We start from the raw sequence: 14877 nt of genomic DNA on the forward strand, positions 1-14877 counted from the left end.
CGACGCCGTTCACCTCTCGGTTCAGCCGCTGCTGGTGCGACAGGGCGACCGGGTGGTGCTGATCGACACCGGCGCGGGCGGCCAGATGGGTACGCAGAACGGCCTGCCGGGCGCACTCGCCGCCGCCGGCGTCGACGCCGCCGAGGTGACCGACATCCTGATCTCCCACGCCCACGGCGACCACATCGGCGGCCTGCTGAACGCCGGAGGGGCCCTCGCCTTCCCCAACGCCGTGATCCGAATGAGCGCCCCGGAATGGCGCGCGCTGCAGGCCGGCGCCGAAGAACAGGGCCTCGCCGACCTCGTGGCCGCCATCACGCCGCAGGTCCAGACGTTCGAACCCGGCGCCGCCATCACGCCGTTCCTGACCGCTGTGCCGCTGGACGGGCACACCGCCGGCCATTCCGGTTTCGAGATCTCGTCGGGTGACCAACGCCTGCTCTACATCGGCGACGCCCTGCACAGCGCGGTGATCTCGGTGCAACGCCCCGAGCTGGTCAACGCCTGGGACAGCGACAGCAACACCGCCATCGCCACCCGGCGAGGCCTGCTCGAGCGCGGCGCCGGCGAGGGACAACGCTATTACGGCGTGCATTTCCCCTATCCCGGTCTGGGCCGCATCGAGCAGCGGGACGACGGTTTCGTCTGGGCGCCCGACACCTGACACTCCGCCATCGCGCTGGTGAAACTGGTTTGCACATCTGGAATGTTAGCGTTACCGTTCTCCTGAGAGTCCGAAGGACCGAGGGAGGATGCCGTGAAGTGGTGTGGTGCGCTGGCTGCCTTGGCCGCGGCCGGCTTGATGCTGGTGCAGACTCCGTGTGAAGCCGCAGTGGAGGAGCCGGACGCCGCAAGCGGCCGTGAAATCACTGTTGACCTGAACGCCCCTGCCCGCCCCCGCGACCGCATGGCGCTGCATTCGGTGGGGGCGGATTATCCGGGCGTGACGGGACGGGACGATGCTCTGGCCCAACTGAGGATCGTGCGTGACGAGCTCGGCTTCGACTACATCCGCTTCCACGCCATCTTCCATGACGACATGGGCGTCTATCGCGAGGTGGACGGTCGTCCGGTCTATGACTTCAGCCGCATCGACCGGCTGTACGACCGGTTCCTGGAGATGGGCATCCGGCCCTTCATCGAACTGGGCTTCACGCCGCACGACATGCGGACCTCGGACCAGACCCTCTTCTACTGGCAGGGCAACACCTCCCACCCCGATCCCGAGAAATGGGAAGGGCTGATCGACGCCTTCGTGCGCCACCTGATCGCCCGCTACGGCGCGGAGGAAGTGCGCCGGTGGTATTTCGAGTTCTGGAACGAGCCCAATCTGGACGGCTTCTGGGAGAACGCCGACCAGGCGGCCTATTTCGACCATTACGCCCTGACGGTGCGGACCATAAAGGCCATCAACCCGGCCTTGCGGGTCGGCGGACCGTCCACGGCGGGAGCGGCCTGGGTTCCGGAACTTCTGGCCTATGCCGAGGCTAACGACCTGCCGGTCGATTTCATCACCACACACACCTACGGCGTGGCGGGCGGTTTCCTCGACGAGTTCGGCCACGACGACAACATGCTGCTGACCACGCCCGACTCCATCATCGCCGACGTCCGCAACGTCAGGGCCCAGATCGAGGCGTCCCACAGGCCCGGCCTGCCGCTGTACTTCACCGAGTGGAGCGCCAGCTACAATCCGCGCGATCCGGTCCATGACAGCCACATCAGCGCATCCTTCATCCTGACCAAGACGCGTCAGGCCGAGGGGCTGGCCCAGAACATGAGCTACTGGGCCTTTTCGGACCTGTTCGAGGAGCCGGGACCGCAGACCCTGCCTTTCCAGGGCGGGTTCGGCCTGATGAACCCCCAGGGCGTACGCAAGCCCGCCTGGTTCGCCTACAAATACCTCAACGCCCTGGGCGATCAGGAGCTTGAGGGCGGCGACGATCAGACCATCATCACCCGCGACCAGCGGGGCGTTCAGGTGCTGGCCTGGATTTATGAGCCGCCCCGCGATCAGGACGTCAGCAATCGTCCCTATTTCGGCCGGGTTCACCCCTCCCCGCCCGCCGCGCCGCTGGTGCTGAGGTTCGAGGGACTGGCGCCCGGCGACCATGCCGCATCGGTCCGCCGTGTCGGCTTCCGCCACAACGACGCCTACACCGCCTGGCTGGAGATGGGCTCGCCCGAGACCCTGGACGAAAGCCGGCTGGTCGAGTTGCACGACCAGACCCGCGATGATCCCGAACTGATGACGGTGCGCGCCGACGCGAACGGCCGCGCCGTCCTGACCCTGCCTATGGCTGTGCATGACGTGATCCTGGTGGAACTGGAGACCGCACGATGACCCGCCGCACCCTGGCCACACTGGCCGTCGCCCTGACCGCGTTCGCCGGAGCGGCGTTCGCGCAGCCCCGAACGGTCACCGGAACGCTGGACCTGGACAGCCCCGGCGCGGTGATCCAGCCGGAGGTGTACGGCCACTTCATGGAGCAGCTGGGCAGCGGCATCACCGGCGGGATCTGGGTGGGTCCGGACTCCGACATTCCGAACACGCGCGGCTTCCGCAACGATGTGGTCGCGGCCCTCCGGGCGCTGGAGATTCCGGTCGTGCGCTGGCCGGGCGGTTGCTACGCCGACATCTATGACTGGCGCGGCGGCATCGGGCCGCGCGGCAACCGGCCCGTCACCCTGAACCGCTGGTGGGGCGGCACGGAGGAGGACAACGCCTTCGGCACCCACGAATTCTTCGACTTCGCCGAACTGATCGGGGCCAAGACCTATCTCAGCATCAATGTGGGTACGGGCACGCCGCAGCAGGCGGCGGACTGGATCGAATACGTCACCTCGGACAGCCAGTCCTCGCTGGCCCACGAGCGGCGCGCCAACGGACGGGAGCAGCCCTGGCGTCTGGACTACATTGGCGTCGGCAACGAGCCCTGGGGCTGCGGCGGCCGCATGCGCGCCGCCTACTACACCGATCTCCTGAGGCACTATGCAGGCTTCATCGCGCCCTTCGGACAGGAGTCCGTCATGATCGCGGCGGGACCCAGCGGGGACGACTATGACTGGACCCGCACCCTGATGCGGGACGGCATGACCAATTTCGACCAGCTGTCGGTGCACAACTACACCCTGCCCACCGGCGACTGGGCGGCCAAGGGCGCCGCGACCGGCTTTCCGGTCGAGGAATGGGTCTCCACCTTCGACAACGCCTACCGCATCGAGGCCATCATCGCGGGGCATTCGGCGGTCATGGATGAGTACGATCCGGACGGGACGCTGGGCATCGCCGTCGACGAATGGGGGGCCTGGTACGACCCCACCCCGGGTTCGCCTGATGGACACCTCCAGCAGCAGAACAGCGTGCGCGACGCCCTGGTCGCCGCCGCCCACTTCAACATCTTCCATCGTCACGCCGGGCGGGTGCACATGAGCAACATCGCCCAGATGGTGAACGTGCTGCAGGCCCTGATCCTGACCGACGGTCCAGAGATGGTGCTGACGCCCACCTATCACGCCTTCATGCTCTACAAGCCGTTCCAGAACGCCGGCGTGCTGCCGCTGACGCTGGACGACGGCGACGCGGGCGAAAGACCCATGGTGGACGCGACGGCGGCGCGGGGCGCAGACGGGCGCGTGCACCTGGCGCTGATCAATCTGGACCCCGCCGCCGGGGCCGCCATAGGGCTGGAGATGGAGGGCGCCGCCCGCATCGTGCAGGCCCGCATCCTGACCGCCGGGACCATGGACGCCCACAACACCGTCGCGGATCCCGACCGGGTCGCGCCTCGCCCGTTCGAGGGCGCGCGCCTTTCGGACGGGCGGCTGGCGCTCGATCTGCCCGCCCATTCGTTGGTGGTGATCACTCTGGAGTCCTCTTCGCCTTGACGTTTGAGCCCGGCGCCGTCATAAGCCCCGCCTTCACGTCCCGCCCGCAAGGTCGGGGTGTGTTCCATGACGGACGATGCGTGGACCGCCGTTGAGATCGCATTCCCATTCGGGGGGATGCCGGGCCGCATCCACATAGAGAGTGACATATGTCCAAGCGCCACAGCGCCAAGTACAAGATCGACCGCGCCATGGGTGAAAACCTGTGGGGTCGCGCCAAGTCTCCGGTCAACAAGCGGTCCTACGGTCCCGGCCAGCACGGCCAGCGCCGCAAGAACAAGGTTTCTGACTTCGGCATCCAGCTGAAGGCCAAGCAGAAGCTGAAGGGCTACTACGGCAACATCACCGAGAAGCAGTTCGCCAAGACCTATGATGAGGCCGCCCGCCGCAAGGGCAACACCTCGGAAAACCTGATCGGCCTGCTGGAATCGCGCCTGGACGCCATCGTCTACCGCGCCAAGTTCGTGCCCACCGTCTGGGCCGCCCGTCAGTTCGTCAGCCACGGCCACGTGACCGTCAACGGCAAGAAGGTCGACATCGCCTCCTACCGCGTGAAGGCCGGCGATGTGGTCGAGGTCAAGGAAAAGTCCCGCTCCATGGCGCTGGTGCTTGAAGCCCAGCAGTCGTCCGAGCGCGACGTGCCGGACTATCTGGAGCTGGGCGACCGCGGCTTCTCGGCCCGCTACGTGCGGATCCCCGAGCTGGCCGACGTGCCCTACGCCGTGAAGATGGAGCCGAACCTGGTGGTCGAGTTCTACTCGTCCTAAGGCTTTATCGGACGCTTTCGAGCGCCCGGCTGTGAACAACAAGGCCCCGGAGCGATCCGGGGCCTTTCGCATTTGGCCCAATCAGGCGATCATGCGTCATGCCTACGGGGGAGAGCGCCTTGCTCCGCACCATCGCAGCCACCCTGACCCTCTGCGTCCTCACAGGCGGTTGCGCAATGCTGGACCGGTTCCTGCCGGATCGCGGTGAGCCGACCGCGCACCGCCAGATCGTGGTGAGCACCGAAGGCATGCCCGGCGTGCTGGAGCCGATCCACGCCGCGGCGATCATCGCGGACCATGCCGTTTTCCGCGTCACCTCGGGCGGCTGCACCGAACGGGACGATATCCAGCCGATCATCACCCTCGTGGATGACGAGGCGGTGGTGACCCTGCGGCGGATGCATGATGACTACTGCCAGGCCTATGCGGAAGAGGGCCTGGAGCTGATCTGGACGTTCGAGGAGCTTGGCCTGGCCCCCGGCCAGCGGGTGCGGATCAATAATCCCTACCTGGACGCGCTTTAGACCGTCAGGGCGCGGGGCAGCTTGAAGGTGACCGTTTCGCGGGCGCCCTCATCTTCCCGAAGGGTCACGTCAAAGCGCGCGGACAGCGCCGAGATCAGACCCTGAATGAGCTCCTCGGGCGCCGAGGCGCCGGCGGTCACGCCCACAGTCTGCACATCATCGAACCAGGCCCACTCGATGCGGGAGGCGTCATCCACCAGCCGGGCGTCACGGGCGCCGGCGCGCAGGGCGACCTCGACCAGCCGCACGGAATTGGAGGAATTGGCCGAACCGACCACCAGGACGAGGTCCGACCCCTCCGCCAGACGCTTCACAGCTTCCTGCCGATTGGTGGTGGCGTAGCAGATGTCTTCCTTGTGGGGGTCAGGCAGGCCCGAGAAGCGGCTTTTGAGCGTCCGGACGATCTCCGCCGTGTCGTCCAGCGACAGGGTTGTCTGGGTGACATAGGCCAGGTCAGCGTCATCGGGCGGTACGAAGCCGCGGGCGTCCTCCACGGTCTCCACCAGGCTGATGGCGCCGTGGGGAAGCTGGCCCATGGTGCCCACCACTTCCGGGTGGCCCGCATGACCGATCAGAATGATGTGACGCCCCGCCGCGTGGTGCCGTTCGGCCTCCACATGGACCTTGGACACAAGGGGGCACGTGGCGTCGAGAAAGAACATGTCCCGGGACCGCGCCGCCTGGGGCACAGCCTTTGGGACGCCATGGGCCGAGAACACCACCGGGCGGTCATCCGGACACTCGTCCAGTTCCTTGACGAACACGGCGCCCAGACCGCGCAGGCGCTCCACCACATGGCGGTTATGAACGATCTCATGGCGCACATAGACCGGGGCGCCGTATTTCTCGATCGCCCGCTCCACGATCTGAATGGCCCGGTCGACGCCCGCGCAGAAACCACGGGGCGTGGCCAGGCGCACGGTCAGGGAGCGGCGATGGAGAACGGTCGCGGCGGCTGTGGTCATGCAGCCTAACTAGGCGTTCACCGGGCCGGGCGCCAGCGGGGGCGCGCGCGTTGCGGCGCCTCGCTTTAGCCGCTATCAGCGATGAGCCTAAGCCTTAGCTCGCGCCACGACCGGCGCCGGGCGTCACCTGCTCGCCGGGATTTCTTCATGCGCCGTATCGCCCTGACCCTCCTCGCCACGACCGCCCTGGCCGTCACGCCCGTCGTGAGCGAAGCCCAGACCCGGCCTGGCCAGACCCGTCCGGGCGAGAGCGGCGGCCAGCAGGAAAACCGCCAGCGCAATGACGGCTGGAACATGCCGCGTCTGCGCCTGAACCAACAGGTCAACGCCGGGCCCTGCCCCTTCGTGAAAATCCTCTATGACGCCGCGCGCTATGTGGAGATGCCCTTCGACCAGCCCAGCGCCGCCAATGTGGGCTACACGGGTGAAATCCAGGGCGTGACGGCGAACTGCTCGTATCGCGACGACGACCCGATCACCGTCAACATGAACATCCTGTTCGAACTGGGACGGGGGCCGCAGGCGGCAAACGACAGCCGGACCTATCGTTACTGGATCGCGGTGACGGACCGAAACACTGCTGTTCTGGCCAAGGAGTATTTCGACCTGCCGGTGAATTTCCGGGGGCAGTCGACGACCCGCATCGAGGAAGAGATTCGCGGCATCGTGATTCCCCGCGCTGATCTGACCACCAGCGGGTCCAATTTCGAGATCCTCGTCGGTTTTGAAGTCACAGCTGAAATGGCCGAGTTCAACCGAACGGGCAGCCGCTTCCGCATCAACGCCGGCACGGCCCAAACGCAGCAATGACCGACCTCAAGTCTGTTCTGGGCGAAGCGGTCGGGGCCGCCTTCGCCGCCGAAGGCGTGGACGCCGCGCTGGCCCGCGTCACGGCGTCTGACCGGCCCGATCTGGCCGACTTCCAGTCCAACGGCGCCCTGGCCGCCGCCAAGGCGCTGAAGGCCAATCCCCGCGATCTGGCGAGCCGGGTGGCTGAACGGCTGACCGCCGACCCCCGGCTTGAATCCGTCGAGGTGGCCGGGCCCGGCTTCATCAATCTGAAGGTGGCGGCCGCGACCTTGGCCGAGCGCGCCGAGGCGGTGGCGGGTGATGCTGACCGGGCCGGCGCGAGCGGCGTGGATGCGGCGCGCAAGGTCATCATCGACTACGCCGGCCCGAACGTGGCCAAACCCATGCACGTGGGCCACCTGCGCAGCTCCATCATCGGCGAGAGCCTGAAGCGGCTGTTCCGCTTCCGGGGCGATCAGGTGTGGGGCGACGCCCATTTCGGCGACTGGGGCTTCCAGATGGGCCTGCTCATCGTCGCCTGCGCCGACGAGGGACTGGCCGACGCCTTCATGGCCGAGGGCGACGGCCCCTTCCCCGCCGGGAGCCCCGTGTCACTGGAGGATCTCGAGCGCCTGTACCCGCTGGCCGCCGGCAAGGCCAAGGAAGACGAGGCGTTCCGCGACCGCGCGCGGAAAGCCACCGCCGAACTGCAGGCCGGCCGCGCCGGTTACCGCGCGCTGTGGGCCCACTTCGTCGCGGTCAGCCGCTCGGCGCTTGAGCGGGAGTTCTCGGCGCTGGGCGTGGATTTCGACCTCTGGAAAGGCGAGTCGGACGCGGACGCCTTCGTGCCCGGCATGGTCGCCGATCTGGAGAAACAGGGCCTGCTCATCGAGGACCAGGGCGCGCGCATCGTGCGGGTGACCCGGGAGGGCGACAAGCGCGACCTGCCGCCGCTGCTGGTCGTGTCGTCCGAAGGCTCGGCCATGTACGGGACCACCGACTTGGCGACCATCGTGGGGCGGCGGGAAGACCCGGGCTTCGACCTGATCCTCTACGTAGTGGACCAGCGTCAGGCGGACCATTTCGAGCAGGTGTTCCGCGCTGCCTGTCTGGCCGGATACGCCGACGAGGGCGCGCTGGAGCATCTTGGCTTCGGCACCATGAACGGCCCCGACGGCAAGCCGTTCAAGACCCGCGCGGGTGGCGTGCTGAAGCTGCACGACCTGATCACCATGGCTGTCGACAAGGCGCGCGAACGCCTGAAAGAGGCCGAACTGGGCGCCGACCTGCCCGAGGCCGAGTTCGAGGATATCGCCCGCAAGGTGGCCGTGGCGGCGCTGAAATTCGCCGACCTGTCGAACAACCGCACCACCAGCTACGTCTTCGACCTCGACCGCTTCATGAGCTTCGAGGGCAAGACGGGGCCCTACCTCCTGTATCAGGCCGTGCGCATCAAATCTCTGCTGCGCAAAGCGGCGGACCAAGGCGCCGCGGCCGGCGCCGTCGCGGTGGCCGAACCGGCCGAACGGGATCTGGTCCTGACGCTGGACGCCTTCGATCAGGCCGCCGCCGATGCCTATGACAAGCGCAGCCCGCACCTGATCGCCGAGCACGCTTACCGACTGGCCCAGTCGTTCTCGAAATTCTACGCCGCCTGCCCGGTGCTGGCCGCGCCGGACGAAGCGACCCGCGCCTCGCGCCTGGCCCTGTCAGCCGCCGCCCTGCGACAGCTCGAGATCGCCCTGGACCTGCTGGGCATTGCGACGCCGGAGCGGATGTAGCGACTGGCCTTCGCGCCACCCCTCTGCCACTGTCGCTCTATGCCGGAAGACATCGTCATAGATCTTGATGACGAGCTCTTTGCTCGCTTTGAAGCGGTCGCCCGTTCCAAGGGGCGGACCGTCGAAGAAGAAGCGCGCCTCGCCTTGAAACGCGCCGCTGAAGACTATGCGAAGGCCCATCCAAAATGACTGACCTCTCCCCCTTCATCGCCGGCCTGCCCAAGGCCGAACTGCATCTGCACATCGAGGGCAGTCTGGAGCCCGAGCAGATGTTCGCGTTCGCGCGGCGCAACCGGGTCGATCTGCCCTTCGCATCGGTGGAGGAGATCAAGGCGGCCTACGATTTCTCGAACCTGCAGGACTTCCTCGACATCTATTACGCCGGGGCCGACGTCCTGCGCACCGAAGACGACTTCCGCGAGATGGCGCTGGCCTATTTCCGCCGCGCGGCGGCCGACAGCGTGCGGCATGCGGAGATCTTCTTCGATCCCCAGACCCACACCGACCGGGGCATCCCCTTCCAGGTGGTCGCCGACGGGCTGCTGGCGGGCATGGGCGAGGCGGAACGGGAGCTGGGCGTCACCTCGAAGCTGATCCTGTGCTTCCTGCGCCATCTGGACGAGGACGCGGCCTTCGCCACCCTGAAGGCCGCCGAACCGTGGCTGGACCGGATCGAGGGCGTGGGGCTGGATTCGTCGGAGGTCGGCCATCCGCCGTCCAAGTTCGAGCGGGTGTTCAACGCCGCAGGGTCGCTGGGTCTCAAGCGCGTCGCCCACGCGGGTGAGGAAGGCCCGCCGGAATACGTCTGGGAAGCGCTGGACCTGCTCAAGATCGACCGCATGGACCACGGCAACCGTTCGCTGGAGGATCCGGCCCTGATCCGCCGTCTGGCCGCCGAGGGCATGACCCTGACCGTCTGCCCCCTGTCGAACCACAAGCTGTGCGTCATCGACGACCTGACCAAGCACCCCGTGCCCGAGATGCTGAAACAGGGGCTGCATGTGACCCTGAACTCGGACGACCCGGCCTATTTCGGCGGCTATGTGAACAGGAACTATGAGGCCATGGCCGAGCATGCGGGCGTCACTCGCGAGCAGCTGGTCCAGATCGCGAAGAACAGCTTTGAGGGCTCGTTCCTGGCCGATGAGGACAAGGCCCGCCACATCGCCGAGGTGGACGCCTACGCGGCCCGGGCCGCCTGATGCTGCTGCCCTTCTTCACCGCCTTGCGCGAGGCGCGCGTGCCCGTGTCCCTGAAGGAATGGCTGCATCTGATGCAGGCCATGGACGCGGGCGTGGCTGATGGAAAGGTTGAGGACTTCTATCATCTGTCGCGCGCGGTGCTGGTGAAAGACGAGAAGCACTATGACCGCTTCGACCAGGTGTTCGGCAAGGTCTTCAAGGGCGTCGAGACGGTGGGCGCGGGCGACGAGATCACCGCCGACGTCCCGGCGGACTGGCTCAAGCTGCTGAACGAGAAATACCTGACCGACGAGGAGAAGGCCCAGATCGAGGCCCTGGGCGGCTTCGACAAGCTGATGGAGACGCTGAAGCAGCGGCTTGAGGAGCAGACCGAACGGCACGAAGGCGGCAACCGCTGGATCGGCACGGGCGGGACCAGCCCCTTCGGCCACGGCGGCTACAATCCCGAAGGCGTGCGGATCGGCGGACAGGGCCGTCAGGGCCGGGCGGTGAAGGTCTGGGAGAAACGGGAATACAGGAACCTGGACGACACGGTCGAGCTGGGCACCCGCAACATCAAGGTGGCCCTGCGGCGCCTGCGGCGCTTCGCCCGCGAGGGCGCGCCTGACGAGCTGGACATGGACGCCACCATCGATGGCACGGCGCGCCAGGGGTGGCTGGACATCCACATGCGGCCCGAGCGGCGCAACACCATCAAGGTGCTGCTGTTCCTGGACGTGGGCGGCTCGATGGATGCCCACGTAAAGCTGTGCGAGGAGCTGTTCTCGGCGGCGAAGACCGAGTTCCGGAACCTGGAGTTCTTCTACTTCCACAACTGCCTCTACGAGGGCGTGTGGAAGGACAACCGGCGGCGGCAGTCGGAACAGACGGCCACCTGGGATCTCTTGAACAAGTATCCCGGCGACTGGCGCGCCGTTTTCGTGGGCGACGCCACCATGAGCCCCTATGAAGTCACCGTCCCCGGCGGGTCGGTGGAGCACTGGAATGAGGAAGCCGGCGCGGTCTGGCTGAAGCGGGCGCGAGAGCAGTGGGAGAAGTCGGTCTGGCTGAACCCCGTGCCCGAGCGGTTCTGGGGCTATACGCCGTCGGTCGGCCTGATCCGCGAGGTCATGGAGGAGCGCATGTTCCCCCTGACCCTGGAAGGGCTGGAGCGGGCCATGCGGACCCTGGCGCGATAGAATTCGCACGTTGGTCAAGCGAAAGGGCGCGAACGAATGTCCGCGCCCTTGCTTCAGTCAAGCCTGATTAGTCCTTCAGGCTGTCCTTGACGCCGCCGACGGCGTTCTGAACCTTGCCCTCGGTATGCTTGGCCTTGCCTTCGGCTTCCAGCTTCTGGTCGCCGGTCATTTTGCCGACGCCTTCCTTCATCTTGCCTTCAGCCTGCTTGGCGGAGCCTTCAACACGATCATGGTCAGCCATGGTGTATCCCTTCGGTTGACGCCGGCCGGTACGGCGGCGCTTCGATGGGATAACCGGCCACGGCCCCGAACTGTTCCGTCACGGTTTTGGGATCAGCGCCGACGCAACCACATCGCCACAGCCCACGCGTGCGCGTCGTGGCGCAGCTCCGCCAGCGCCCGGTGCGGGTCCAGCCAGTGCAATTCGTGGTCATCCTCGACCTTGGCGTCGGGGTCTTCCCGCTCCACCTCGGCGGTCCAGAAGCCGGCCAGATTGTTCACGGCCCGGCCGTCCGATTTGAGGAAATATTGCCCCGCCTCGCCCAGGCGATCACCCGGCCGGACCGTCAGGCCCGTCTCCTCCACAAACTCGCGGACAAGAGCCTGCTGCTCGGTTTCGTCGCCATCAATGGCGCCGCCGGGCAGATCGTAATAGCTCCCCTCCCCGCGATCCACGCGAACGCAGGCCAGGCAGCCGCCGCGAAACACGAGGCCGAAGGCGGTGGGACGATTTTCATAGCTGTGGCCGGGTTCCGGCTGGCCGAATTGCAGGTTCATCGCGCGCCTTACAGGTCGAAGACCATACGCGCCCGCACCCCGGTGTGTTCCGGATCGATCTCCAGCCTGGACTTGAGGCCATGGGCCATGGCCGAGATGATCTTGCCCCCGAGGCCCGTACCCTTGGGCTTGCCGTCGCCCATGCCCGGACCGTCATCCTCCACCGTCAGGACGGCGCGGGCTTCGTCCTGGCGTTCCAGCAGGACGCGGATGTCGCCGCCATTTCCGGGCAGATAGGCGTATTTGACCGCGTTGGTGACCAGTTCCGTCACCACCACGCCAAGCGACACGGCCTGGTCCGTGTCCACACGCAGGGGCTCGGCTTTCAGGGTGATGCAGGGCGCGCCCTCTTCCGGGCACAGGGACTGGACCAGTTCGTCGACCAGGCCTTCCAGATATTCGTCCAGCGCCACACTGGCCATGTCGGCCGAGGTGTAGAGCCGCCGGTGGACCTGGGCCACGGCCTCGATGCGCACCTGGGCGTCCTGAAGAGCCAGACGCCCGGCATCGTCCTTCTTCATCTGCCGCAACTGCAAGGAGATGAAACTGGAGACCAGCTGCAGACTGTTGCCCACTCGGTGGTTCACCTCGCGCAGCATGGCCTCGGCCCGGTCGCGGGCCAGACGAACCTCTTCCTGCGCCTCCTCGTTGGCGCGGCTGAGCCGGCGGCGCTCCAGGGCGTCCTCGAGAGCAGCACGCAGCAGGGCGGTGAAGTCCTCGGAGACGTCCTTGATGACATAGTCTGCCGCGCCGGCGCGCAAGGCGGCCACCGCGATGCGGCCGTCCTGGGCGCCCGTCACATAGACCACCGGGGGCGCAGCGGGCACGGCCAGGATGTCGGGCAGGACATCCAGCCCGTCCCGCGTGGGCATGTAGTGATCCAGGGCGATGACGTCGAAGGCTCCGTCGCGCAACCGCTCAAGACCCGCGTCCCCGTCCAGGGCGCAGGTCACGTCATAGCCGTGTCGGGTCAATTCCTTCTCCACCAGCCGGGAAAGCCCCCGGTCGTCGTCGATGTAGAGCAGCCGAACTCCGTTCCCGGCCGCGCTCATCAGATCTCGGGCGCCTGCATTACCGACAGGAACAGACCCAACTGGCGGATCGCCCCAGCGAAGGCCTCATAGTCCACCGGCTTGGTGATATAGACGTTGCAGCCCAGGTCATAGCAGCGCTGGATTTCGACCTTGTCGTCGGTGGTGGTCAGAACCACCACAGGCGCGCGCTTCAGGCGTTCATCCGCCTTGATCTTCGCCAGAATATCCGTGCCCTGCATGTCAGGCAGGTTGAGGTCCAGCAGCACCAGCATGGGGCCGTTGGCCTTCACCTCTTCGCTGAACAGATAGTCGAGGGCTGAGGATCCATCGGCGAAATGCTTGATCTCGTTCGAGATGTTGGCGCGCCGAATGTTCTTTTCGATCAGCTTGGCGTGGCCATGGTCGTCCTCGACCATGACGATGGTTACGGCTGCACTCATACTGTTTCTCCCGCCCCTGCGATCAGACGTTTCGGAAATTTCAGGCGGAATGTCGAGCCTTTTCCGAGCTCTGACTCAATGTCGATTGTCCCCCCCAGGCGGCGTGCGCTGTTGCGCACGAAGGCCAGGCCCAGTCCTTCTCCTGTCCGGTCCTGACGGCCGGATCGACGGAACAATTCGAAGATGCGTTCGTGGTCCCGGTCAGAGATGCCCCGGCCATTGTCCGTGATCTCGTATTCGACCCAGCCGCCCAGAACATCTCGCCCGCGAATCTCGATGCGCCCCGGGCGCCCATGGTCCAGATACTTGACCGCATTGTCGATCAGATTGCCGAAGATCTGCTCCATGGACAGGCGGTCGCTTTCCACCTCCGGCAGATCGTGGACGATGATCTCGGCATCCGCCTCCTCGGTCTGGTGGCGCACGCTGTCAGCGATCTGCCGGGCCATGGCGTTCATGTCCAGCGGCTCCGGCACAAGCGCGCGGCGTCCTTCCCGCGAAAGCTTCAGAATGGCGTTGATCAGGCGATCCATCTTGGCGGTGGACGCGCGGATGAAGCCGATGGCCTCGGGCACATCCTCGGTCACGGCCTGAACCGCATCCTGCTCGATCGGATCGGGATCGTCAGAGCGTATACGCTCCATGTGAGCGGACAGGGCCTTGCCCGCCTGCTCCAGCTCCGAGGTGTAGCCCATCACGTTGACCAGCGGCGCGCGCAGGTCGTGGCTGACGATATAGGCGAAGCGCTGAATCTCCTCGTTGGCGCGGGTCAGGTCGGCGGTGCGGTCGGCCACCGTGGCCTCCAGCCCCCTGTTGAGCGCATCCAGGCTGTCGCGGGCGGACTGAACCTCGGCCACGTAGCGGCGGATCAGCATCAGACTGATGACGGCCAGGGCGATGATGAGAAGGGCTGAAATGACATTCACGCCGATGGCCGCCCAGGTGGCGTGGCGGGCCGCGCGGTTGCTCGCCGCGACCCTCGCCTCTTCGAGCCTGTCGATGGCGGCCACCTGCTCGCGCATCTCGTCCATCAGGGCCTTGCCCTCGCCGCCGCGCAGAATCTGGACCGCCTCGCCGATCCGACCCTGACGGGCAAGAACGATGGTCTGACCCATGACTTCAAGCCTCTGGCGTTTGAGCTCGCGCAGGGCGTTGACCCGTTCGGTCTCCTCAGGCGTGAGCGCCAGCGACGACAACAGGTCTCCGGACGCCGGCAGCTGAGCCTGCGCCGCGTCGTGAATGGCCAGATAGTCTGCGCGGCCGGTCAGCAGAAAGCCGCGCTGCCCCGTCTCGGCGTCCACCATCAGAAGCATGAACTCCCGTGCGGCCAGCTGCATCTGCTGGCTGCGTTCGGACTCCCGGGTATGGTCCGAGATGCGCTGCATCATGACGAAGGTGGCGATGTTGATCACCAGCAGCAGCAGGATCGCCAGGCTCAACAGGCCCACGATGGTCCGGCTGATGGTCGGGGTTCTCAGGAACAGCCGAAGGCCCTGAATTGTCGCATGGAAATCTGGCGCCATGGCCGCAGC

The 14877-nt window shown here is 66.4% G+C and carries 16 protein-coding genes; 10 read left to right on the forward strand and 6 right to left on the reverse strand.

What is annotated here, in order from left to right:
• The 5 genes from C0461_RS05360 to C0461_RS05380 all read left to right on the forward strand — a co-directional run.
• Positions 1–664, forward strand: a 664-nt coding sequence (locus C0461_RS05360; protein ID WP_292104617.1) for an MBL fold metallo-hydrolase, incomplete at its 5' end; no start/stop codon positions are given.
• 93 nt (positions 665–757) lie between these two features.
• Complete coding sequence (locus C0461_RS05365) at positions 758–2344, forward strand: cellulase family glycosylhydrolase (RefSeq protein ID WP_292104619.1); 1587 nt, start codon at positions 758–760, stop codon at positions 2342–2344.
• Entirely contained in the window at positions 2341–3888 is a 1548-nt protein-coding gene (locus C0461_RS05370; protein ID WP_292104620.1) for an alpha-L-arabinofuranosidase C-terminal domain-containing protein, read from the forward strand. The genes C0461_RS05365 and C0461_RS05370 overlap by 4 nt, the downstream gene beginning before the upstream one ends.
• A gap of 149 nt (positions 3889–4037) precedes the next feature.
• On the forward strand, positions 4038–4655 hold the full coding sequence (rpsD, locus tag C0461_RS05375; protein WP_021696318.1) for a 30S ribosomal protein S4: 618 nt from the start codon (positions 4038–4040) through the stop codon (positions 4653–4655).
• 119 nt (positions 4656–4774) lie between these two features.
• Positions 4775–5179: a hypothetical protein gene (locus C0461_RS05380; RefSeq protein WP_292104624.1), complete on the forward strand. Its 405-nt coding sequence runs from the start codon at positions 4775–4777 to the stop codon at positions 5177–5179.
• Here C0461_RS05380 and ispH read toward each other — a convergent pair.
• Positions 5176–6144, reverse strand: coding sequence for a 4-hydroxy-3-methylbut-2-enyl diphosphate reductase (ispH, locus tag C0461_RS05385; protein ID WP_292104626.1), 969 nt, complete (start codon positions 6142–6144; stop codon positions 5176–5178). The genes C0461_RS05380 and ispH overlap by 4 nt on opposite strands.
• 147 nt (positions 6145–6291) lie before the next feature.
• Here ispH and C0461_RS05390 point away from each other — a divergent pair, with 147 nt between their 5' ends.
• The 5 genes from C0461_RS05390 to C0461_RS05410 are packed head-to-tail and all read left to right on the forward strand — an operon-like array spanning position 6292 to position 11094.
• Positions 6292–6954 (forward strand): Tat pathway signal sequence domain protein, encoded by a 663-nt coding sequence (locus tag C0461_RS05390; RefSeq protein WP_292104628.1) that lies wholly within the window; start codon positions 6292–6294, stop codon positions 6952–6954.
• Positions 6951–8714: an arginine--tRNA ligase gene (argS, locus tag C0461_RS05395; protein WP_292104629.1), complete on the forward strand. Its 1764-nt coding sequence runs from the start codon at positions 6951–6953 to the stop codon at positions 8712–8714. Before C0461_RS05390 ends, argS begins: the two co-directional genes overlap by 4 nt.
• Positions 8715–8753: 39 nt before the next feature.
• Entirely contained in the window at positions 8754–8903 is a 150-nt protein-coding gene (locus C0461_RS05400) for a hypothetical protein (protein ID WP_292104630.1), read from the forward strand.
• Entirely contained in the window at positions 8900–9916 is a 1017-nt protein-coding gene (locus C0461_RS05405) for an adenosine deaminase (protein WP_292104631.1), read from the forward strand. Before C0461_RS05400 ends, C0461_RS05405 begins: the two co-directional genes overlap by 4 nt.
• Positions 9916–11094, forward strand: a complete 1179-nt coding sequence (locus C0461_RS05410) for a VWA domain-containing protein (protein WP_292104633.1) — start codon at positions 9916–9918, stop codon at positions 11092–11094. Before C0461_RS05405 ends, C0461_RS05410 begins: the two co-directional genes overlap by 1 nt.
• Positions 11095–11161: 67 nt before the next feature.
• Here the strand turns inward: C0461_RS05410 and C0461_RS05415 are convergent, their stop codons facing one another.
• From C0461_RS05415 to C0461_RS05435, 5 genes are all read right to left on the reverse strand, one after another.
• On the reverse strand, positions 11162–11335 hold the full coding sequence (locus C0461_RS05415) for a CsbD family protein (RefSeq protein WP_292104636.1): 174 nt from the start codon (positions 11333–11335) through the stop codon (positions 11162–11164).
• A 92-nt stretch (positions 11336–11427) separates the two neighbouring features.
• On the reverse strand, positions 11428–11871 hold the full coding sequence (locus C0461_RS05420) for an NUDIX domain-containing protein (protein ID WP_292104637.1): 444 nt from the start codon (positions 11869–11871) through the stop codon (positions 11428–11430).
• A gap of 8 nt (positions 11872–11879) precedes the next feature.
• Complete coding sequence (locus C0461_RS05425; RefSeq protein WP_292104638.1) at positions 11880–12923, reverse strand: histidine kinase dimerization/phosphoacceptor domain -containing protein; 1044 nt, start codon at positions 12921–12923, stop codon at positions 11880–11882.
• Positions 12923–13345 carry a response regulator gene (locus C0461_RS05430; protein ID WP_292104640.1) on the reverse strand — a complete coding sequence of 141 codons (423 nt, stop codon included), beginning with the start codon at positions 13343–13345 and terminating at the stop codon, positions 12923–12925. The genes C0461_RS05425 and C0461_RS05430 overlap by 1 nt, the downstream gene beginning before the upstream one ends.
• Positions 13342–14868, reverse strand: coding sequence for a sensor histidine kinase (locus tag C0461_RS05435; RefSeq protein ID WP_292104642.1), 1527 nt, complete (start codon positions 14866–14868; stop codon positions 13342–13344). The genes C0461_RS05430 and C0461_RS05435 overlap by 4 nt, the downstream gene beginning before the upstream one ends.
• Positions 14869–14877: the final 9 nt, after the last annotated feature.

The sequence above is a fragment of the Brevundimonas sp. genome (assembly GCF_013823285.1).
In the GTDB taxonomy this organism is placed as follows: domain Bacteria; phylum Pseudomonadota; class Alphaproteobacteria; order Caulobacterales; family Caulobacteraceae; genus Brevundimonas.